The organism is Streptomyces caatingaensis (genome assembly GCF_001187435.1).
Lineage (GTDB): Bacteria > Actinomycetota > Actinomycetes > Streptomycetales > Streptomycetaceae > Streptomyces > Streptomyces caatingaensis.
In genome coordinates this window covers 890323-910893 of sequence record NZ_LFXA01000017.1, presented here as the reverse complement: position 1 = coordinate 910893, position 20571 = coordinate 890323, and the positions used below count along the sequence as shown (strand labels likewise).

17 protein-coding genes are annotated in these 20571 nt (G+C 73.2%); 6 read left to right on the top strand and 11 right to left on the bottom strand.

What is annotated here, in order from left to right; all coding sequences use genetic code 11:
• Positions 1-9 precede the first annotated feature (9 nt).
• Complete coding sequence (locus AC230_RS26555; RefSeq protein WP_049718804.1) at positions 10-1008, bottom strand: sigma-70 family RNA polymerase sigma factor; 999 nt, start codon at positions 1006-1008, stop codon at positions 10-12.
• Between the two features lie 414 nt (positions 1009-1422).
• Between AC230_RS26555 and AC230_RS26550 the strand changes: the two genes are divergently transcribed.
• Positions 1423-1887, top strand: a complete 465-nt coding sequence (locus AC230_RS26550; protein ID WP_049718803.1) for a hypothetical protein — start codon at positions 1423-1425, stop codon at positions 1885-1887.
• 85 nt (positions 1888-1972) lie between these two features.
• Here AC230_RS26550 and AC230_RS26545 read toward each other — a convergent pair whose 3' ends face one another.
• Positions 1973-2731 carry a dioxygenase family protein gene (locus tag AC230_RS26545; RefSeq protein ID WP_049718934.1) on the bottom strand — a complete coding sequence of 253 codons (759 nt, stop codon included), beginning with the start codon at positions 2729-2731 and terminating at the stop codon, positions 1973-1975.
• A gap of 165 nt (positions 2732-2896) precedes the next feature.
• Here AC230_RS26545 and AC230_RS26540 point away from each other — a divergent pair, with 165 nt between their 5' ends.
• Positions 2897-3403: a MarR family winged helix-turn-helix transcriptional regulator gene (locus tag AC230_RS26540; RefSeq protein WP_049718802.1), complete on the top strand. Its 507-nt coding sequence runs from the start codon at positions 2897-2899 to the stop codon at positions 3401-3403.
• Positions 3404-3665: 262 nt separating this feature from the next.
• Here the strand turns inward: AC230_RS26540 and AC230_RS26535 are convergent, their stop codons facing one another.
• Positions 3666-5174, bottom strand: coding sequence for an MFS transporter (locus tag AC230_RS26535; RefSeq protein ID WP_049718801.1), 1509 nt, complete (start codon positions 5172-5174; stop codon positions 3666-3668).
• 139 nt (positions 5175-5313) lie between these two features.
• On the bottom strand, positions 5314-5979 hold the full coding sequence (locus tag AC230_RS26530; RefSeq protein WP_049718800.1) for a TetR/AcrR family transcriptional regulator: 666 nt from the start codon (positions 5977-5979) through the stop codon (positions 5314-5316).
• A gap of 211 nt (positions 5980-6190) precedes the next feature.
• Between AC230_RS26530 and AC230_RS26525 the strand changes: the two genes are divergently transcribed.
• Positions 6191-7450, top strand: a complete 1260-nt coding sequence (locus AC230_RS26525) for a M6 family metalloprotease domain-containing protein (protein WP_049718799.1) — start codon at positions 6191-6193, stop codon at positions 7448-7450.
• Positions 7451-7977: 527 nt separating this feature from the next.
• Complete coding sequence (locus AC230_RS26520) at positions 7978-9327, top strand: UDP-N-acetyl glucosamine 2-epimerase (RefSeq protein ID WP_049718798.1); 1350 nt, start codon at positions 7978-7980, stop codon at positions 9325-9327.
• Positions 9328-9350: 23 nt separating this feature from the next.
• Here the strand turns inward: AC230_RS26520 and AC230_RS26515 are convergent, their stop codons facing one another.
• Both AC230_RS26515 and AC230_RS26510 read right to left on the bottom strand, forming a co-directional pair.
• A complete protein-coding gene (locus AC230_RS26515) occupies positions 9351-11678 on the bottom strand; it encodes a tetratricopeptide repeat protein (protein WP_107082237.1) in 2328 nt (775 codons plus the stop codon).
• 169 nt (positions 11679-11847) lie between these two features.
• Positions 11848-12630, bottom strand: coding sequence for a glycosyltransferase (locus AC230_RS26510; RefSeq protein ID WP_049718933.1), 783 nt, complete (start codon positions 12628-12630; stop codon positions 11848-11850).
• Positions 12631-12704: 74 nt separating this feature from the next.
• On the opposite strand from AC230_RS26510, the gene AC230_RS26505 reads away from it, so the two are divergent.
• Complete coding sequence (locus AC230_RS26505) at positions 12705-14003, top strand: hypothetical protein (protein WP_049718797.1); 1299 nt, start codon at positions 12705-12707, stop codon at positions 14001-14003.
• 699 nt (positions 14004-14702) lie between these two features.
• Here AC230_RS26505 and AC230_RS31555 read toward each other — a convergent pair.
• The 3 genes from AC230_RS31555 to AC230_RS26490 form a co-directional block, all read right to left on the bottom strand.
• Positions 14703-15050, bottom strand: a complete 348-nt coding sequence (locus AC230_RS31555) for a helix-turn-helix domain-containing protein (protein ID WP_157868667.1) — start codon at positions 15048-15050, stop codon at positions 14703-14705.
• 573 nt (positions 15051-15623) lie between these two features.
• A complete protein-coding gene (locus AC230_RS26495; protein ID WP_049718795.1) occupies positions 15624-16307 on the bottom strand; it encodes an LLM class flavin-dependent oxidoreductase in 684 nt (227 codons plus the stop codon).
• A 134-nt stretch (positions 16308-16441) separates the two neighbouring features.
• Positions 16442-17935 carry an MFS transporter gene (locus AC230_RS26490; protein WP_422125637.1) on the bottom strand — a complete coding sequence of 498 codons (1494 nt, stop codon included), beginning with the start codon at positions 17933-17935 and terminating at the stop codon, positions 16442-16444.
• Between the two features lie 83 nt (positions 17936-18018).
• Here AC230_RS26490 and AC230_RS26485 point away from each other — a divergent pair, with 83 nt between their 5' ends.
• Positions 18019-18555 carry a MarR family winged helix-turn-helix transcriptional regulator gene (locus tag AC230_RS26485; protein ID WP_049718793.1) on the top strand — a complete coding sequence of 179 codons (537 nt, stop codon included), beginning with the start codon at positions 18019-18021 and terminating at the stop codon, positions 18553-18555.
• 22 nt (positions 18556-18577) lie between these two features.
• On the opposite strand, the gene AC230_RS26480 is transcribed toward AC230_RS26485, so the two are convergent.
• Together AC230_RS26480 and AC230_RS26475 are read right to left on the bottom strand one after the other, a co-directional pair.
• Positions 18578-19372 (bottom strand): SDR family NAD(P)-dependent oxidoreductase, encoded by a 795-nt coding sequence (locus tag AC230_RS26480; protein ID WP_049718792.1) that lies wholly within the window; start codon positions 19370-19372, stop codon positions 18578-18580.
• A 191-nt stretch (positions 19373-19563) separates the two neighbouring features.
• Positions 19564-20556, bottom strand: a complete 993-nt coding sequence (locus AC230_RS26475; protein WP_049718791.1) for an aldo/keto reductase family protein — start codon at positions 20554-20556, stop codon at positions 19564-19566.
• Positions 20557-20571 lie beyond the last annotated feature (15 nt).

Sequence of the window (20571 nt, the reverse complement as noted above, 5' to 3'; positions counted from 1 at the left end):
TCCGGTGGCTCACGCCGCCGCGTCGAAGCCGGTGGCGTGGGCCATCTTCTTCAGCTCCAGCAGCGCGTGCTTCTCTATCTGGCGGATCCGCTCGCGGGTGAGCCCGTGCTGCTTGCCGACCTCGGTGAGCGTGCGCTCCCGCCCGTCCTCGATGCCGTACCGCGCCTTGATGATCGACGCCGTGCGCTGGTCGAGGCGGCCGATGAGGCTCTCCAGCTCCTCGCTGCGCAGCAGGGCGATGACGGACTGCTCCGGCGAGACCGCGGAGGTGTCCTCCAGCAGGTCGCCGAACTGGGTCTCGCCCTCGTCGTCCACGGACATGTTGAGGCTGACCGGGTCGCGCGCCCAGTCCAGCACGTCACCGACGCGCTCGGTGGTGGTGCCGAGCTCCTCGGCGATCTCCGCGTGCTCGGGGTCGCGGCCGTTCTCCCGGTTGAACTCGCGCTGGACCCGGCGGATGCGGCCGAGCTCCTCGACGAGGTGGACGGGGAGACGGATCGTGCGCGACTGGTCGGCGATCGAGCGGGTGATCGCCTGGCGGATCCACCAGGTCGCGTACGTCGAGAACTTGAACCCCTTGGTGTAGTCGAACTTCTCGACCGCGCGCACCAGACCGGCGTTGCCCTCCTGGATCAGGTCCAGCAGGGGCAGTCCGCTGCGCGGGTAGCGACGGGCGACGGCGACCACGAGGCGCAGGTTCGACTTGATGAAGACGTCCTTGGCGCGGGCGCCCTCGGCGGCGATGGCCTCCAGCTCCTCGCGCGATGCGTCCTCCGGGCCGCCGGACTCCAGGCCGTCCAGGATCTGCCGGGCGTAGACGCCCGCCTCGATGGCCTGCGACAGCTCGACCTCCTCGGCGGCGTCGAGCAGGGGCGTACGCGCTATCTCGTCCAGGTACATGCCGACCAGGTCGCGATCGGCGATCTCCCCGGCCGAGGCGCGAACACTGCTTGCCTCGCCTGAGCCCTTGGTAGCGGACTGACGACGGGCGACGGCACGGGTTGCCATGCGTACTCCCTTGCGATGAGACGGTCGCGGGATGGTGGGGGGCTCGCGCTGCGAACCCGTCCGAAGGAAAGAACGGCCGGAATCCGGACAGAATTCCCCGAGGACGTCTTCTTTTTTACGATCATGCAGTACCCTGCCCGGCCGACTGCGGGCCACAGGGCGGGGAGGGCCGGCGTACGCCCTGGTCGGACCGGCCGCGCGGCCCGCGCGGAGCCGGTGGCCGCCCGCGCCCGAGGGGGACCGATGAGACGACCGTCACCTTTGACCGACCGGCCTCCGATGGTGTGGACGCCGCTTTCCGGCGTCCGGTTGCGCGACGACGGCCGGCACTGATCGATTTGCCCCCGCACGGGCACGGGTGTGCGCTGGTATCGACGGCTGGTATCCCCGGGGGGCGAACGAGAGGAGCCCGCCATGCCGGCGCACTCGATCCTGCCGCACCACGCCCACGACGCCCCCGGCCCGGTCCTCCGCGGCACCCCGCTGCCGGCCCGCCGGACGCAGGCCGGCCCGGTGCCCGACCGCAGCCGCCCCGCCTGGGCCGTGCCGGTCGGCCTGGGCGTCGTCCTCTTCCTCTACACCGTCTTCCTCTCCCACAACAACGGCTTCTCCGAGGCGGGCGGCTGGCTGCTCGGACTGGTCGTCGCCGCGGTCGCCACGGGCATCGGCTACGTGCTCGTGCGCGAGCGGAACGCGATGATCCCCGAGGTACGGGCGCTCTCGTACGGCGCGCTCGCCGGCATCACCATCGGCTTCCTGCACAGCGTCTCCGGGGGCAGCTGGCTGCGCTCGCTCGGCATCGGCCTGGGCTTCGGCGTGCTGGTGGGGCTGCTGTCGTACGACGTCTTCCACTGGAACCAGTACCCGATGCGCCGTTGACGCGGGCCGCCCCGGCCCCGGTCCGGAGGCGTAAGACCGCAGACCGTTCCGGCCCGCCGCCCGGCGGCCTAGCGTGGCCCCATGATCAGCCGAACTGCACCGACCTCTTGGCCAGTCCCATCCAGAACCCGTCAATGACGCTGCGCGCACTGCCGAGTTCACCCTCGGCGGCGCCCAACGCGACGAAGAGGGGGGCGAAGTGCTCGGTGCGCGGGTGCGCGAGGGCGGCGGCGGGGGACTTGTCCGCGAAGTCCAGCAGCGCGTCGACGTCCTGCGCCTCCAGCGCCTCGCGCCCCCAGTGGTCGAACTCCGCGGACCAGCCCGGCGTCCCGCCCCCGTGCCGCAGCGCGGCCAGGTTGTGGGTGAAGAAGCCGCTGCCGACGATCAGCACGCCCTCGTCGCGCAGCGGCGCGAGCCGGCGGCCGACCGCCATCAGCCGCCGCGGGTCGAGCGTGGGCAGGGAGATCTGGAGCACCGGGACGTCGGCGCCGGGATACATCTCCACCAGCGGGACGTACGCGCCGTGGTCGAGCCCCCTGCCGGGCACGTCGTGGACGGGCGTCCCCGGGCCGCGCAGCGCCTTGCGCACCCGCTCCGCGAGCGCGGGCGCGCCCGGGGCGGGGTAGCGGACGCGGTAGTAGTGCTCCGGGAAGCCCCAGAAGTCGTAGGTGAGCGGCACGGTCTCGGTCGCGCCCAGGGCGAGCGGGGCCTCCTCCCAGTGCGCCGACACCATCAGGACGGCGCGGGGCCTGGGCAGTCCGGCGGACCACGCGGCGAGCTGGCCGGGCCACAGCGCGTCGTCCGCGAGCGGCGGCGCGCCGTGGGAGAGGAAGAGGACGGGCATGCGCCCGGCGGTGGACTCGGTGGTGGACGGCACGGTCGCTCCAGTCGGCCTCGGCGTTGCGCAGGTTGCTTGAACTTTCAAGCTCTTCTCTTCGACTTCAGAGCGATTTTATTTAGACTTCAAGGACTGAGCGGCAGGCGAGCGGTGAGTGGAACAGTGGATGTCATGACGAACGAACCCGCACCCGACCCGGCGGAACCGCGCTGGCTCAGCGCCGGCGAGCAGGCCGCCTGGCAGGCCTACCTCCACGCCACCACGCTCCTGGAGGACCACCTGGACCGCCAGCTCCAGCGCGACGCGGGCATGCCGCACATCTACTACGCGCTGCTGGTCCAGCTCTCCGAGGCCCCGCGGCGGCGGATGCGGATGACCGAACTCGCCCAGCAGACCAAGATCACCCGGTCCCGGCTCTCGCACGCCGTCGCCCGGCTGGAGAAGAACGGCTGGGTGCGCCGGGAGGACTGCCCCTCCGACAAGCGCGGCCAGCTCGCCGTGCTCACGGACGAGGGGTTCGCGGTGCTGGAACGGACGGCCCCCGGGCACGTCGCGGCCGTCCGGGCGGCCATCTTCGACCGCCTCACCCCCGAGCAGGTCACCGAACTGGGCGAGATCTGCGGAACGATCGCGGCAGGCCTCCAGCCGGCGGGCGCGGACCTGCCCTGGCTGCGCTGACCCGCCCCGGCACACGGGCATCGCCCCTGCCCGCCCCGGCCGGCCGGAAGCCGGGCGCGCCCCGGCGCGGGTCGTCCCGGCGCGGGCGCCCCGGCGGCGACGAGGCCGGGCACATCGGCCCGGGGCCCGAGCACGCGCGAGGCCCCGCACGGCTTGCCCGTGCGGGGCCTCCCACGTCGTACGGCAGGCAGGCCCTCGCCCTCCGTCGCGTGCCGCCGTCGGCGGGCCGCGGCCGCGCCGGCCGGCCGGCCGCGCCCGCCGATCAGTGGGCCATGACCGGAACCGCGTCCTCCGCGCTCTCGGCCTTGGCGCCCTGGGCGGCGTCCGGGCGGCCGGCGTTGACGAAGACCAGCGAGACGACCGCGGCCAGGGTCAGGATGCCGACGGCCCAGGTGATGCCGGTCTGGTAGCTGTGCACCGTCGCGTTCAGCCCGAGCAGCTTCGCGGCCTGCGGCGACGCCGCCGCCTCGGACGCGTGCGACTTCAGGTAGTCCGTCACGGCGCTGGCCGCGATGGTGTTCAGCAGGGCGGTGCCGATCGCGCCGCCCACCTGCTGCGAGGTGTTGACCATCGCCGAGGCGACACCGGCGTCCCGGGCCTGCACGCCGTGCGTGGCCAGGCTCATGGCCGGCATGAAGGCCGTCCCCATGCCGAGGCCCATGATCAGCAGACCGGGCAGGATGCCCGTCGCGTACGGGGTGTCCACGTCGATCCCCGTCAGCAGCGCCTGGCCGGCGGCGGCCAGCAGGAAGCCGGGGAACATCAGCCAGCGGGCCGGCACCCGCATCATCAGCCGGGCACCGATCTGCGTGGAACCGATGATCATCATCGCCATCATCGGGAGGAACGCCAGGCCGCTGGAGACCGGGCTGTAGTGCTTGACCCCCTGCAGGTAGTACACGAGGAAGAGGAACAGGCCGAACATGCCGATCGACGCGAGCCCCAGCGCCGCGTAGACGCCGCCGCGGTTGCGGTCGGCCACCACGCGCAGCGGCAGCAGCGGCGAGGCGACCTTGCTCTCGACGACCACGAACGCCGCCAGCAGCACCGCGGCCGCGACGAACAGGCCCAGCGTCAGCCCGGCCGTCCAGCCGTCGGTCTCGGCGCGGGTGAAGCCGTAGACCAGGGAGACCAGGCCCAGCGTGGCGAGGACGACACCGGGGATGTCGAGCCGGGACGAGTTGCGGCTGCCCGCGGGCTCGCGGACGACCGCGACCGCACCGGCGACCGCGATCACGGCGATCGGGATGTTCACGAAGAACGTCCAGCGCCAGTTGAGGTACTCGGTGAACACGCCGCCCAGCAGCAGGCCGAGGGCGCCGCCGCCACCGGCGATGGCACCGAAGATGCCGAACGCCTTGGCGCGCTCCTTGGCCTCGCTGAACGTCACGGCGAGCAGCGACAGCGCGGCGGGCGCGAGCAGCGCGCCGAAGACGCCCTGCAGGGCGCGGGCGGACAGCAGCATCGCCGTGTTGACCGCGACACCGCCGAAGGCGGAGGCGAGGGCGAAGCCGATCAGACCGGTGACGAACGCCCGCTTGCGGCCCCAGAGATCGGCGATGCGGCCGCCGAAGAGCAGCAGCCCGCCGAAGGCCAGGGCGTAGGCGGTGATGACCCACTGCCGGTTGCCGTCCGATATGTGGAGGTCGGCCTGGGCGGAGGGCAGCGCGATGTTCACGATGGTCGCGTCGAGGACGACCATCAGCTGGGCCAGGGCGATGAAGACGAGCGCTTTCCAGCGCCGGGGGTCGGGGAGGGGGGTTTCTGGCATGGAGGGGCCTACCTCGTGGTGCGAATCAGGCGGAACGGGCGGATCGGAACGGGCGGAACGGGCGGATCGGTGGGGAAGTCGGGTGGGGGGTACGGCGTTCGGTACGTCTGGGGAGTACGGCGTTCGGTACGTCGACGAACTATGGCAGGGGGGTCTGACAACCGGCCCCGGCCCGGCCCCCGTTGCGGCGCAGCTCGTCGAAGGTCACGGCGTGGCCGGGGAGTTCCGAGCGGGGCGGGTTCATCAGTCCGTCCAGGAAGAGCTGCAGGTGCCGCTGGACGAACCGGTCGAACTCCGGACAGCCCTTGCCGGGCAGCGGTCTGGTCAGCTGGGTGATCGCCACCATCAGATCCCCCAGGGCGATGTCGGCGCGCAGCCGCCCGGACGCGTGGGCCGCGTCCATCAGCGACTGCACCCGCGACTCCAGCCGCTCGCGCGCGGCCACGAGGTCCGGATGGTCATGGTCGACGTAGCCCTCCAGCAACGGGCACAGCGCGCCCACCCGTTCGGCGGCGGCCGCGTGGACGAACCGCCTCAGCGCGCGGAAAGCATCGGTCTCCTCGACTCGTGCCGCCTCGGCCTGCTCCGCGATGCGGGCCATGACCGAGAGGGTGACATGGTGGATCAGCTCGCGGCGGTCCGCGAAGTGCCGGTACAGGGTGGCATTGCCGACGCCGACACGTCGAGCGATTTTGTCGAAGGAGAAGTCGCCCCCGTCCTCGACGAGCACCTCGCGGGCCGCCGCGATGATCCGCTCCCGGTTGCGCCGGGCGTCCGCCCGCAGGCGCGGCTGGCTGGCTGACACGGACGTGCTCCTTCGTGAGGGCCTCGGAGCCGAGGCTCCGTAAGCGGGGAACGACTCCCCGGTTGTGCGAGGACGTGAGGTCAAACGGGGAGAAGGTCCCCGGATATTTCCGGGCCGCCCTGTGGCGTGCGTCACCCGAACGCCGTACCCCCGAAGGCGTACGGGCGTGCGACGACCCAGGGTGAGAGTCAGCCAGCAGGAGGTGACCGGCATGAGAATCCTGGCCGTCCCCGTGGTGGCGATCGCCCTGTTCGCCCTCACCGCACCGGCCGTCGGCCCGGCGGGCGCCCACGAACCGGTGGCGCTCCCGGCCCTCCCCGACCCCACCGGCCGGCGTCCCACCGGAGCCTGCGCCCTGCGCACCGCCGGCCGGACCGTCTCGGAGAGCGCCCGCACCCCGGGCGGCTACGCCCGCTCCAGCGGGACGGTCCGCGCCGTGACCCTCTTCATCGACTTCCCCGACGCCCCCGCCCGGGACCACCCGCGGAAGCGGTACGCCGAGTTCTTCCCGGCCGTCGCGGACTTCTACCGGACCAGCTCCTACGGACGGCTCGACTACCGCTCCACGCCGGTGCTGCGCTGGATCCGCATGTCCCGCCCGTACGCCGAGTACGGCATCCGGCGCGGCACGCCCTTCGACACGCGCAGCGACACCGGTTACCACGCGCTCGCCCGGGAGATCCTGGCCGCCGTCGACGGTTCGGTGGACCTGCGCCGCTACGACCTGGTCAACGTCCTGGCGAGCCCGGAGGCCGGGCCGCCGGCCACCGAGGACGTCCGCTCGGTGACCTTCGCGGGCGCGCCCACGGGCCTGCGGACCCGGCACGGCGCCGCCCTGAAGAACGTCTCCTTCATCTGGAGCCGGCAGACCGGCGACAGCCCCTACCGCGTCCTCGTCCACGAGAACGCCCACAGCTTCGGCCTCCCCGACCTCTACGCCACCGGCCGCGGCGACCGCACCTCCTCCCCCGTCGGCCACTGGGATCCCATGGACGAGGACTGGGGCCCCTCCAACGACTTCCTCGCCTGGCACAAGTGGAAGCTCGGCTGGCTGGCGCCGCGGCAGGTGCAGTGCGTCAGCGTCGCGGGCAGCCGCACCCTCACCCTCAGCCCCACCTCGGTGCGCGGCGGCACCAAGCTGGCCGTCGTCCCGGTCTCCCGCCACCGCGCCGTCACGCTGGAGGTCCGCACGCCCGGCCCCCTCGACCACGCCGTCTGCCGGTCCGGCGTCCTGGTGACCACGGTCGCCACCGACCGCCCGTCCGGCTCCGGCCCGATCCGCGCCGTCGACTCCACCCCGCGCGGCCGCGGCTGTTACACCTCCGACCCCAATGTGACGGCGAGCCTGAGCGACGCCCCGTTCACCGTCGGCCGCCGCGCCACCGTCGAGGGCGTCACGGTGGACGTCCTCGGCCGGGACGCGCGGGGGGACTGGCGGGTCAGGGTGACGCGGGGCCGCCGCACCCACTGACCACCCGTCCCCCCGCCCCGTCCCGGCCAGTAACGTTCGGGGCGAGGGCGGGGAGGTACGGACGTGACGGGCGGCATACGGGACGGGGTACGGGCGGAGCTTCGCGTTCCGGTCGGTGCGGACGCCGGGCGGTGGGTGACGCGACGGGTGCGCCGGCACGCGCTGTTCGTCGTGCACAACGTCACCTCGGCCACGCGCCTGCTGGACGTCCTGCCGCTGATCGCCGAGGACCTGCGCGTCCAGTCGCTCGCGACCTGCACCGGGTCGTCGCCGTTCCTCGCGGGCGTGCCCGAGCTGCTGGCGGACGCCGGGCTGCCGGTGGTGCCGTGGGAGCAGGCGCGGCGGCTGCCGGTCGACCTGGCGGTGTCCGCCAGCTACGGCGGTGAACTGGAGTCCTTCGCCGGGAAGTTGGCCGTCCTCTCGCACGGCATTGGCTACAATAAGAGACTCGCGACACCGGACACCGGACACCGGACACCGGACACCGGACGTCCGGCTCCGCGCCCGCCCCCGCGCCCGTCTTCGGGATGTCTCCCGAGTGGCTCCTCCACGACGGCCGGCCCCTCGCCACCGCGACCGTCCTCTCCCACCCCGAGCAGCTCGAACGGCTCCGCGCGGGCTGCCCCGAGGCCGCCCCGACCGCCGTCCTCGCGGGCGACCCCTGCTACGACCGCGTCCTCGACGCGCTCCCGCACCGCGACCGCTTCCGCCGCGCGCTCGGCGTCGGCCCCGGACAGCGGCTCGTCCTGCTCAACTCGACCTGGGCGCCCCGCTCGCTCTTCGGCGACGACGACGTCCTGCCCCGTCTCCTCCCCCGGCTGACGGCCGAACTGCCCGCCGACGAATACCGCGTCGCCGCCGTCCTGCACCCCAACATCTGGTACGGGCACGGCCCCGGGCAGCTCCGCGCCTGGCTGGACCGCGCCCGCCGGGCCGGGCTCACCCTCGTCGATCCGCTCGGCGGCTGGCGGCAGGCCCTCGTCGCGGCGGACTGCGTCCTGGGCGACCACGGCAGCGTGACGTACTACGCGGCGGCGATCGGCAGGCCCGTCCTCCTCGGCGCGTTCCCCGCCGGCGACCTCGACCCGCACTCGCCCGTGGCCGAACTCGGGCGCACGGCACCGAGGTTGCGCCCCGAGGACGATCTGCGCGCCCAGATCGACCGGGCCGTCGAGACCCACGACCCCCTGCGCTACGCCGCGTTGGCCGAGCGGACGACGTCCGCGCCGGGCCGCTCGGCGGAACTCCTGCGCCGCACCTTCTACCGGATCATGGACCTGCCCGAGCCCGCCGGCGTCCCCGCCCTGCTGGAACCGCTCCCCCTGCCGGCCCACGAGCCGGCCGAACGGACCGCGCCCGTACGGGTCCTGACCCGCCTCCGCCCCTCCGCCCCGCCCGAGGTCACCCTCGCCCGCTACGCCGACGCCCCGTACGAACCCGAGGACCCCTGGGCCGAGGAGGCGCACACGGCCGTGGCCGAGGACACCCGCGACGCCGGGCTCCTCACCCTCGCCGACGTGATCGTCCGCACCGCCCCCGAGGACGACCCCCGGCTGGGCCCGCCCGCCGCCTGGACCGCCGAGGTGCTCACCCGCCACCCCCACTGCGGCGTCGCCGCCTACCTCACCGCCCCCGGCCGCTGCACCCTCCGCACCCGCGCCGGCGACCTCCTGCGCCTGACCGCCGCACCCGGCCCGGACGGCCGCCCCGGCCTCTGCGACCCGGCGGCGTACGCGTCGGCGGTGTACGCCTGGACGGGCGGCGGCGGGAAGGCGCTCGGCCCCGGCGACACGGAGCTGGTGGTGGTGACGGGCCGCGCCCGGCACCGGGTGGGGGTGGAGCGGCTCGCGGCGGGTGCGGACGCGGGGGCGCGGTAGCCCGCCGGACGGGCCGGGCCCGCCTACCCCTCCAGCCGGGCCCGCACCCTGGCCGCGCCCGCCGCGTCCCCGCCCTTCGCGTACAGCTCCTCCGCCCTCCGCAGGAAGGACGTCCGCTCCTGCGGACCCGTCGCGCAGGACGCGCGCAGCTCGGCCGCGTCGGCGTGCTGGAGCTCCGCGCCCTCGCGGTCCATCACGGCGAGGGCGTCGTCGAGGCAGACCCGGGCCGCCGCCGGATCGCCCGCGTCGAGGTGGGTCTCGCCGAGGCTCATGTAGACGCGGCCCTCGTTGTACACGTCCCGTACGGGGAGGGCGCGGAACATGGCCAGGGCCGTGTTCAGCCGGGCGACGGCCTCGCCGTGGCGGCCCGCGCCGCGCAGGGCGCGGCCGATGTGGTCCTCCAGCAGCGCCAGCCCGCGCGGCACGTCCTCCTCGCCGTCCCCGCCGGGCCGGATCCGCCGCCAGAACCCCTGGGCCGCGACGAAGCACTCTCCGGCCGCCGCCCACCGCCACTGCCGCAGCCGCAGCAGCCCGCGCGCCTCGGCGGCGGTGGCCAGGCCACGCAGGTGCCCGGCCGCCTCCTCCGCCGCCACCGCCTCGTCCAGGGCGGCCTCGGCCCGGGCCCACGCGCTGCGGCCCATGTGGCCGAAGGCCGACTGGACGAGCATCCGGCCCAGGAAGCGAGGGTCGCCCGTCCCCTCCTCCACGAGGCGGCGGGCCGCCTCGATACCGAGCCGGTGGCCGTCCAGCCACTGGTCGTGGAAGCCCAGCCGCAGGTGCAGCGCCCAACTCGCCTCGCACAGCCCGCAGACCAGCTCGTCCGCCCCATGGGCGTCGGCGGCGCGGATCGCCGCCGCGACGCCCTCCCGCTCGCGCCGCAGGGCGGAGAGCGCGTCGCGCGCGTCGGAAGGGGGGCGCGACGCGGGCAGCGCGAGCCCCGCGTACGCGCGTCCGAGCCGCCAACGCCCCGGCATCACACGGAAGTCGGCGGCCGCGGCGAACGACAGGTACCAGCCGGCCACGCGGCGCACGGCGGCGGCGCGGTCCGCCGGGCGCTCGTCCGCCCGCGCCCGCCGCTCGGCGTGCTCGCGGACGAGGTCGTGGAAGCGGTAGCGCTCCTCCCCCACCTCCTCCAGCAGGTGCACGCCGGCGAGCTCCTCCAGCAGCACCCGGGCCGCGCCCTCGGTGGTCTGGGCCGCCTTCGCCGCCGCGCCGGGCCCGATGCCGGGCCAGGGCCAGCCGGCCAACAGCCGGTAGAGGCGCGCGGCTTCGGGACTCAGCTCGCGGTACGAGAGGTCGTGCCCGCGCCGGACGGCGCCGGTCCCGAGCTCCTGCCCGTCGTGCCCACCCCGGCCGTCCATGCTGCCCTCACGCCCCTCGCTCCCCTCACGCCCCTCGCTCCCCTCACGCCCCTCGCTCCCCTCGCTCCCCTCGTGCCCGGAGAGCCTGGCGCCGACCGTCTCCCAGCTGAGGTGGGTGCGCACGGCGAGCACCGAACCGGCCTCGCAGAGCGCCAGCGGCACGCCGCCGCACCCCCGCGCCACGGCCGCCGCGCCCGCCGCACCCGCCGCGTCCCGAGCGGCGGGCCGCCGGCCGGCCGCCGTCACGACCCGTTCGAGGAGCAGGACGGCGTCGTCCTCCCGCAGCGGGTCCAGCGCGAAGAACCGCGCCCCCGGGTCGCCGGCCAGCCCGCCGAGCCGATGCCTGCCGGTCACCAGGACCAGGGATCCGGCGGCGGCCGGGACCAGCGGTCTGACCTGCGCCTCCGACCGCGCGTCGTCGAGCAGGACGAGCAGCCGCCGCCCGGCGGTCAGTTCGCGGTAGCGGCTGCCCTGCCGCGCCAGGTCGGCGGGGGCCGTCGCGGCGGGCTCCCCGAGCTGGGCCAGCAGCTCGGCCAGCACGTCGGACGGCGTCGTCCCGCCGCCGAGCGACACGTACAGCTGCCCGTCCGGGAAGCGCTCCGCGAGCCGGTGCCCGCAGTGCACGGCGGTGGCGGACTTGCCGATCCCGCCCGGTCCGCTGATCACCGCGACGGCCGCCCCGCCCGTCCGCGGCGCCGCCAGCAGCTCCTCCAGCCCGGCCAGGACATCGCCCCGGTCGGTGAACACCCCGCTCTCCGCCGGGAGCATCCGCGGTACGGGCCGGACGCCCGTCCCCGCCCCCAGCAGCTCCGCCTCCCGCACCCACCGCAGCAGCGCCTCCGCGTACTCGGGAGCGGCCAGGGCCCGGGCCCGCAGCTCCTCGGCGACGCGCGCCCGCTCGTCGGCGGTGACCGGCAGCCTGTCCGCCTCCCCCGTCCCGCTCTCGCCCGTCCCGCTCTCGCCCGTCCCGCCACGCCGCAGCAGCCCCACCAGCCCCTCGACGACCCTGCGCCCCGCTTCCCCCGCACGCCCCGCTCAACGCGGCGGACACGGCCGCCTCCACCGCGGCCCGCACCGCGTCCCCACCGATCATCCCGAGATCCACAGCCCCTCCCCGACTCGACCGGGCGCCCACGCTAGCGGGGCGGCCGACCGCCCGTCAGCAGGCGGGCCGGGCGACGGCGTCCGGCGCGCACCAGCCGGGGAGGGCGCGCAGGACGGCGGCGCGCCGCCGCACCATCTCTATCTGCGGCCCCCCCCCGACGAAATCGTCGCGCCGCGCGGAGAGTTGCCCGGTGTGCTTGCGGTAGCGCAGCGTGGGCGCGTCCACGAGCACCCCCTCGGCCACCGCCGAGGCCGCCATCAACAGCCCGGTGTCCTCCATGCCGTGCAGCGCGGACCACCCGCCGAGCGCGAGCAGCAGTTCACGGCGCCACATGGCCCCCGCCGGGTGCACCGGCAGCCGGTAGCCGCCCTCGCCGACCGTGGACCAGGCGTCGAGCAGGACACCGCGCGGCAACGTCCCGTCGCTTATCGGAAGTTGGTGCGGTCGCAGGGCGCCGCCCGGCAGGAGGTCACGGGCGTGCCCGACGGCGAATCCGGCGCGGGGGTGCGCGGCGAGGGCGCCGGCCAGGAGGGCGAGGGCGTCGGGCTCCAACTCGTCGTCCGCGTCGGCGTTCTGCACCAACTCGGCCTCCGCGCGGCCGAGGGCCACGTTGCGCGTGACGGCCGGTCCCTCGCCGGTGCCGTTGGCCGCGACGTCCACCCGGCCGTCCCGGGCCGCACCGCACTCCGCGAGCGCCCGCAGCACCGCGTCCTGCGGACCGTCGATCTGGACGAGCCAGACCCAGTCCCGATGGCTCTGCCGCCGCAGCGACTCCCAGGCGGCGGGGAGGAACGCGGCGTGCGGCGCGTGGACGGCCGTCACCACGTTCACCAGCATGATCCGCATGATATGACCCCGAGATCGACGTGAACATGATAGGGAGGAGCCGATTCGGCAACCTGGGGGGAACCATGGATTCCGCATCGGTCACGGCGCGGCTGGGCGCGGTCCCGGCGTCCGACTCGCGCGAACTGGACCGGGTCTGCGAGGAGGCCGCCGCAGCGCTCCTGCGGGACGGCGTCGAGCCGCCCTTCGACGTCCGCTCCGCCGACTTCGCCGCCGACCCGTATCTGATCTGCGCCGACCGCTACTGGCGGCTGCGCTTCCTGGCCCTGCCGAGCATCCGCACCGCCGCCGACTGCGCCGCCTGGCTCGGCGCGCACGTCGCGGCCGCGCACCGCACCGAGGTGCGCGAGAAGTGGAGCCTGGGCTACGCCTTCATCACCAAGGACACCGTCGAGTCACCGCGCGAACTCGCCGAGGCGGCCGAAGGCGTCGTCGGCCGCGACGCGCCCGCCGGCGACATCGCGTACTTCGCCACGCTCTACCACGCGGGCAAGCTCCGCTCGAACTTCGCGGCCGAGGAGCTCCACCAGTTCCTCGACTCCTCCCTCCTCGCCCTCGCCGCCGGGCCGCACCGGCGCGACCCCCTCTTCACCGCCCTGCGCTCCTTCGCGGCCTTCGCCCACGGCGCCTTCACCACCGAACACGCCACCGCGCTGCTGGACGAGGCGTGGAACTCCCCGCGCCGCACCCGTCATGTGATCGACATCTGCCTCAACGGCATCCAGATGGCCGCCCCCTTCGACGGCCAGGGCGCCCTCCTCCGCGACCGCGCGGCGGAAGCCGTCCGCGCCCACCCGCACGACCACATGTTCCGCTTCCGCCTGGCCTGCGGCCAGCACGAGACGGGCGACCACGACGCCGCCCTGTCCACCGTCGACCGGGCCCTCCGCCTCCTCCCCGCCATCGGCAGCCGCGGCAGCCACGAACTCCTCCAGGGCCAGTACCTGCGCAGACGCGACGACATCCTGGCCGCCCGGGCCCGCGCCCGGCTCGACGCCGAACACACCCGCCGCCTCGCCGAACGCGAGGCCGAGCACCAGCGCCGCTGGGACCTCCTGGAGGCCGACCTCCGCGCCCGCGAGGAACGCCAGTCCCAGGCCCACCGCGCCCTCCAGGAAACCGCCCGCGCCAACGCCGTCCGCGCCGTCGAACTCGTCGCCGTCTTCACCGCCGCCATCGCCTTCGCCGTCGGCTCCCTCCAGATCACCCTCAACGGCGCCCTCTCCCTCCACGACCGCCTCTGGCTCATCGCCGAGCTCTGCGCCGGCCTCGCCCTCTTCGCCCTCCTCGTCGTCGGCGGCACCTGGCTCATCACCCGCCCCCGCGACCGACCCGATCTCCCCCGACCCCCCGGAACCCGGTAGGCTGACCCCGGACCCCGTCCCCGGACCGGGTCCTCGCCTCCGTGGGGCTTGATGAAAACCTCGAAACCGCAGGTCAGTAGTGGTTCACCAGAGAACCTTCGGAACGCTTGGCCTCATTTTCGGGAACGCCGCCGATATCACCCCAGGTCAAGAGCTACGGACCGAGAGTGATCCAGCCTGGCGGGATCCAGCCGTCGACGTACCCCTCGATGAAGGCACCCAGCTCCGGGATACCGAGCGAAGCAATGACCTGGGCCACTTCCGTGTGAGGAACCCACTCGATGGGCTCGCTGCATCTCGACCGAGCGGGACAGGGGCGCGGGCTTCCCAGGTGCGCCAGGAAGAGGCGAGCCTCCCTGCGGGGCTCCGCCCCGCCATCCGGCAACGTCGCTTCCACGCGCCCGACGAGGTCACCCAGGTGCAGTGCAGTCGCAGGGATGGCGCCAACCGTGATCCGCCGCATCGCTTCCTCGTATGTCTCGCCCTCCCGCAGCCCGGACCCCGGCAGTGTGAGAACGCCGGGAACCGAGGGTGGAGCTGCAGGCACCAAGGCGACCATATGTCGGTGCCCAAAACAGACGAGGAACGCTTCACGACGCAGGCGCGGTGCATACATGCACACAGAAAAACCTCCGCCAGCCAGTAGCAAGGGGGCGTCAGGGCGAGGGACGCCTCGAACCTGCCCCTCAACTGGGCACTTCAGGAGGGCGGACGACCTGGAGGCAGCGCCGCAAGTCCGGGCCACAGCTGAAACCCGAGAGCCACCTCCAAACGCGCCAGTGTCCCGAGATCCGGCATGACCTTCCCGTTCACCACACGACTGATGGTCGAATGATTCAACCCAGTCACTTCCGCCAACGTGCGAAGGCTTTGGTTTGTCCGAGCCAACGCCAGCTCCAGGTTGCGCGCAAACGCCTGCCCATAGTGCGCACCGACAGGAGCGTCGTCTGCAAGGACGGCATGCGGCCAGGTGCCATCCACCACATATTCGGCCGGCACCTTGTCGTTACTGCTCCTGGGCATGCCGAGATCATCCCACGCACCCATGGGTCCATCCCTCCGCCTCCGCGAGGCCCTCTCACCGCTCATCAGGCTTTGGTGCAAGTATGAACCGAACCCCTAGCTCTCGGCAGCCCCCACGCCGGTATTTGGACCGGGTTGCCGATGCGAGGACGGGGCGAACAGCCACTCGACCCATGCGGCTTCAGCCGTGGGCGCGGAATGACCCCGCAGTTGGCTGCGACGGCGTTCAGCGGCTCCACGGTGACGGCTTCCACTGGCCCCGACTTGTGAAGGGACGGCCTGCCGTGGGCCCACGCCGTCAGTGCCCCGAGCTGGAGCAACTCCTGGGTGGGGCCAGCCCAAGCCGTTATCGATCTTCACGAAGTGGGACCACGGGAAGCCGTCACCGTGGAGCCGCTGAATGCCGTCACAGTCACCGCAGTTCGACGGCGTTGCGAAGACCGCTCCGTTGACGGGCCAACGGTGCCCTTTTCGGTGTGCCGACGGGCGTAGCTGCGTTCCTCAGCATCCGTCAGATTGCCAGAACCAGAATGAGTTGGCCGTTGACACGCGGCTTTTGTGTGAAGGCGGCGCCATTGATTTACCTCGCCCGGTGCCCTACTTGTCGAGCCGGGTCAGGACGGTGCGGGCGTGGCGAAACTCTTCCTCCGTATCAACCTTGGTCAGCAACAGCTTCGTGACACCGAGGGAGATGTACCGCTCAAGGTATTCCGTCACCTGGTCGTAGCTGCCGACCAGCAGGGGCGCGCCTGTCCGTCCGGCGCTGTAGAGACCGGTCCAGTAGACGCCGTCGTGGACGTCGGCTTCGGATGCCAGCCGGGCCAGCCGCCGATTCCAGTCGGACTCGGATTCCCGTTTGAGGAGCGTTCTCAGCCGGGCCGCCCGGTCCACCCGGTGGTTCTCCAGGGCAGCGGCCCAGGCTTCCTCGGCCGTGCGTCGTGCGATCAGTCCGACGCGTATGCCCATCTCCAGACCGGAGGCCTTGCGAGCGGCCGCGAAGTTCTCGGCGAACCGGTCGACGGGCTCAGGGTGGGTGAGCGTGACGTGGCCGATTCGATCGACGAGGCTCCGACTCGCCTCGGACGACCCCGGGACGAAGATGCGCGGCAGGAGGCGCCCAGGGAGCCTGCCGTTGATCCGCAGTTTCCGGTAGCGGTAGCAGCCCCAGCAGCCCCTCGACGGCTCCTCGCCCACCTCCCCGGCGGCCCCGCTCAACGCGGCCGACACGGCCGTCTCCACAGCCGTGAGCACGGCCTCCCCGCCGATCACCCCGATATCCACAGTCCCTCCCCGACGCGACCGGGCGCCCACGCTATCGGCGGGATTCCTTCTGGGTCAACGCAGTTGACGCCAGGCCACCCGGTGCGGCGGGCAACGTCCTGCGGCCCGGGGGAGTTCGCACCGAGGTGCGCGGATCAACAGGTTCTGGGCCGCGCTCCCAGCAGAGCACACAGCGCCGCTGCCGCCAGCGCCAGTCCCGCCAGCACGAAGCTGGTCACGTCGAAGGAGTGCGCGAAGTCCGCCACCGAGACGCCCGGGGCCGGGTCCTGCGGATTGGAGCCCAGGACCGCGGTGTAGAGGGCGCCGATCGCGGCGACCCCCAAGGCCATGCCCGCTTGGGTGACCGTGTTCAGCACTCCGGAGCCCGCGCCCGCGTCGTCCTGGTGGACCCGCGACAGCACCGTGTCGACCAGCGGCGTCACTACCAGGCCCTGCCCCAGCCCGGACACCCCCATGACGGCCGCGAGGAGCACGCTCTGCCTCCCGGAGGCCATGCCCGTGACGGCCGGGACCGCGCAGAGGCTGACGGTCATGATGACGCCCCCCGCCACCGACACCCGGATGCCGAAGCGGGCGGCCAACCTCCGGCAGGCGGCGGACCCGATGATGAAGCCGACGCCCAAGGGGACGAAGACCAGGCTCGCCTTCATCGGCGAGAGGCTGATGCCGGACTGCAAGTGGTACGTGAGCACCAGGAACAGCCCCGCGTTGCCGGCGAAGAACATCAGCACCGCGGCCATGCTGAGCCCGAAGCCCTTGGCCTTCAGGAGGCGGGCCCGCAGCAGCGGGTCGCCGCCCCGGGATTCCAGGCGCCGCTCCCAGCGGAGGAAGACCAGGATCAGCGCGACGCTCAGGGCGAGACACAGCCAGGTCCACCAGGGCCAGCCCTTCTCGGGGCCGACGGTCAACGGGATCAGCGCCGCCGGCAGCACCAGCCCGGTGAAGACCACTCCCGCGAAGTCCATGCGCGGCGAGTCGGCGCTGCGGCTCTCGCCCACCGTACGGACCGCTGCCGCGAGAATGACGATGCCGATCGGCACATTGATCAGGAAGATCATGCGCCAGCCCAGCCCCGCCACGTCCAGATCGAGCAGGAGCCCTCCTCCGACCAGCCCCGCGATGACGCCGAGGCCGATCGCCGCGCCGTAGGCGCTGACCGCCCGGGCCCTGTCGTGGTCGCGCACGAACTGGGAACGGATCAGGGACAGCACCTGAGGCGTCATCAGCGCGGCCGAGAGCCCCTGGAGGACACGTGCCGCGATCAGCAGGTTCGCCGAGGACGCCAGCGCGCACAGGAGCGAGGTGGCGGTGAACGCGGCGACGCCGTACTGGAACATCTTCTTGCGGCCGTGGCGGTCGCCCAGCCGGCCTCCGGCGACCATGCCCGCCGCATAGGCGATGACATAGCCGTCGATCACGAACTGTGACTGGCCGAACCCCGCGTGCAGATCATCCTGGATGACCGGGGCCGCGACATTCACGATGAACATGTCGATCTGACTCATGAACATCGCCAGCAGGACCACCACGAGTCCCGCCCAGTCGCGTGCGGTGGGGGGCGTCGCATCATGAGCCGCGGCCGCGCCGACGGCCCCTTCCGCACTTCCCTGCTTCGCTAAGGCATCCATCGCTGCCCCCATGTCATACTGAGGTTCCCTACTTCCATTTAGCCCTAAATTTAGATCTAAATGTAGCACTCGCGAGGGAGTCCATGAAGCCCGCACAGGACCCGGTCGACGCCATCGCCGACGCCTGGCACCGGGAGCGGCCGCCGACACCGGTGTCCTCGATCGGCATCGTCACCCGCCTCTGGCAACTCGCCAAACTCTTCGGCGACGACCGCCGTCACCTCCTCGCCGAGGCCGGTGTCGACTCCGCCACCCTCGATCTGCTCAGCGCGCTCCGGCGCAGCGGCCCCCCGTACACCCTGAGCACACGGGAACTGGCCGAGCGGTCGCTGGTCACGGCCGGGGCGATCTCCCAGCGCGTCGCGCGCGCCGAGCGCGAGAACCTGGTTACCCGGCGGCCCGCCCCGGGGCGGAGACGGACGGTCCTGGTGGAGCTCACGGGCGCCGGCCACGAGCTCGTCGAGCGGACCGTCGATCAGGTGCTCGCCCGCGAGACCGAGCTGCTGTCCTCGCTGGATGCCGGGCAGCAGGAAGCCCTCACGGACATGCTGCGCGAGCTCCTCCACGACGTGCAGCGACGGCTGGGTGGGCGCGGGATCTCCCACGTGGGCCACGACTGACCGTCGCGGGCCACGGCCACCCTCAATACCCGTACGCGCTCGGCGCGTTCTGCCCCCCGTCCACCGGGATGTTCGCGCCGTTGACCGCGCGTGCCTGGTCGGAGAGGAGAAAGGCGATCACCGCGGCGACGTCCTCCGGGGCCATCAACTCGCCCATGGGGAACTCCCGCTGGAACGCCTGGTACGCCTCCGGCTCCTCCCGGCGGAGGCGGTCCCAGCCCTTGCCGGGGACCAGCGTCGAACCGGGCGACACCGCGTTGACCCTGATGCCGTGCGGCCCGAGTTCACGGGCCAGCGAGGCGGCCAGGTGGATCTGGGCGGCCTTGGCGGCTGCGTACTGCGCGGGCGGGGCGGGCTTCCAGCCGGAGACGGACGCGACCAGGACCGCGCTGCCACGCGTCCGGGCGAGGTGAGGGGCCGCGGAGCGCAACGCCTGTGCGGAGTGGCCCACGTTCAGCCGGTAGGTCTCCTCCCAGTCGCGGGCGGTGGCGTCGAAGAAGCCGCCGCCGACGGCTCCCCCCGCGCAGGCGACCAGGGCGTCAGCCCTCCCCAGCACCTCGACCGAGCGCTGGACGAAGGCGTTCAGTGCCGTCTCGTCCCGGACGTCCAGGGACGCGGCGTGCACGGTCGCTCCGTAGCAGGTGCGCAGCTCGTCGGCCGCCTTGTTCACAGACGCGGGATCGCGGGCGCACAGGGCCAGGTCGCAGCCCTCCTGCGCCAGGCGGCGCGCGGTCGCGTACCCCAGCCCCCGGGTGCCGCCGGTCACCAGCACCTTGCGTCCAGCCAGGGCCAGGCAGGATCCGGTCTTGTCCGCCACCGTGACGGCCTCCTCGGTATCGGCTCGTGGCCGGGACGGCCCGGAGGCGTGTCCCGGCGGTTCTTCCCCGCCCCTTCCCGTGGCCGGTCACGGGCAGCGCGCCGGGGCACGGCTCCCGGTCCCGGGGAGGGGCGGTACGGGAATCGGCTCGCACACCGACAGGGGGGGCGAGCCGACGGAACGTGCTCGGTTCAGCCCGTGCGCGCCGGGTCCCGCTCGATGTGATCGGCGAGAACCGCGTCGATCCGGGCCAGGATGCCCTCGTCCAGCCGGACACCTGCCGCCGCGGCGTTCTCCTTGACCTGCTCGGGACGGCTGGCGCCGATGATGGCGGACGTCACCGACGGGTTCTGCAGCACCCAGGCGATGGACAGCTGGCTGAGCGTCAGCCCCGCGTCCGCGGCGACCGGCTTCAGCTCCTGTACGGCCCGCAGAACCCTGTCGTCACGCAGCCAGTGGCCGACCAGCGCGTCCACGAAGCCCTTCCCTGTGGGGTCGGTGGCACGCGAACCGGCTGGCGGCCGCGTGCCCGGCAGGTATTTGCCGGTGAGGATGCCCTGGGCGAGCGGGGACCAGACGACCTGCCCCAGGCCCTCGCGGTCGCACGCGGGCACCACCTCGGACTCGACGACCCGCCACAGCATCGAGTACTGCGGCTGGCTCGCCACCAGGGGGACCCGCAGCTCCCGGGCCAGCCCGGCGGCCTGCGTGATCTGGTCGGCGGTCCACTCGCTGACGCCGATGTACAGGGCCTTTCCGGCCCGGACCAGATCCGCGAACGCGAGCATGGTCTCCTCGAGGGAGACGGCGGGGTCGTGGCGGTGGGCGTAGTAGAGGTCGACGTAGCCGGTGTTCAGGCGGCGCAGCGACGCCTCGCAGCCCTCGATGATGTGCTTGCGGGAGAGACCCCGGTCGTTGGGTCCGGGGCCCACGGGGTGACACACCTTGGTGGCCAGGACGAGCCCCTCACGGCGTTCACCGGCGAGCGCCTTGCCGAGCACGCTCTCGGCCCGGGTCTCGGAGTAGACGTCGGCCGTGTCGAATGAGGTGATGCCCGCGTCGAGCGCCGCCCGGACGCACGCGTGGGCGGTGTCCTCGTCGACCTGGGCGCCATGGGTGATCCAGTTGCCGTAGGAGATCTCGCTGAGGACCAGACCGCTGCCGCCGAGTGTGCGGAATTCCATGAATGTCCGTCGCTT

Excerpts from the sequence above, each read along its gene's own strand:
- AC230_RS26525 (WP_049718799.1), top strand. The coding sequence starts at position 6,191 with ATGAGAATCCTGGCCGTCCCCGTGGTGGCGATCGCCCTGTTCGCCCTC.
- AC230_RS26540 (WP_049718802.1), top strand. The coding sequence starts at position 2,897 with ATGACGAACGAACCCGCACCCGACCCGGCGGAACCGCGCTGGCTCAGC.
- AC230_RS26550 (WP_049718803.1), top strand. The coding sequence starts at position 1,423 with ATGCCGGCGCACTCGATCCTGCCGCACCACGCCCACGACGCCCCCGGC.
- AC230_RS26535 (WP_049718801.1), bottom strand. The coding sequence starts at position 5,174 with ATGCCAGAAACCCCCCTCCCCGACCCCCGGCGCTGGAAAGCGCTCGTC.
- AC230_RS26490 (WP_422125637.1), bottom strand. The coding sequence starts at position 17,935 with ATGGATGCCTTAGCGAAGCAGGGAAGTGCGGAAGGGGCCGTCGGCGCG.
- AC230_RS26485 (WP_049718793.1), top strand. The coding sequence starts at position 18,019 with ATGAAGCCCGCACAGGACCCGGTCGACGCCATCGCCGACGCCTGGCAC.
- AC230_RS26545 (WP_049718934.1), bottom strand. The coding sequence starts at position 2,731 with ATGCCCGTCCTCTTCCTCTCCCACGGCGCGCCGCCGCTCGCGGACGAC.
- AC230_RS26505 (WP_049718797.1), top strand. The coding sequence starts at position 12,705 with ATGGATTCCGCATCGGTCACGGCGCGGCTGGGCGCGGTCCCGGCGTCC.
- AC230_RS31555 (WP_157868667.1), bottom strand. The coding sequence starts at position 15,050 with ATGGGTGCGTGGGATGATCTCGGCATGCCCAGGAGCAGTAACGACAAG.
- AC230_RS26555 (WP_049718804.1), bottom strand. The coding sequence starts at position 1,008 with ATGGCAACCCGTGCCGTCGCCCGTCGTCAGTCCGCTACCAAGGGCTCA.
- AC230_RS26510 (WP_049718933.1), bottom strand. The coding sequence starts at position 12,630 with ATGCTGGTGAACGTGGTGACGGCCGTCCACGCGCCGCACGCCGCGTTC.
- AC230_RS26475 (WP_049718791.1), bottom strand. The coding sequence starts at position 20,556 with ATGGAATTCCGCACACTCGGCGGCAGCGGTCTGGTCCTCAGCGAGATC.
- AC230_RS26520 (WP_049718798.1), top strand. The coding sequence starts at position 7,978 with ATGTCTCCCGAGTGGCTCCTCCACGACGGCCGGCCCCTCGCCACCGCG.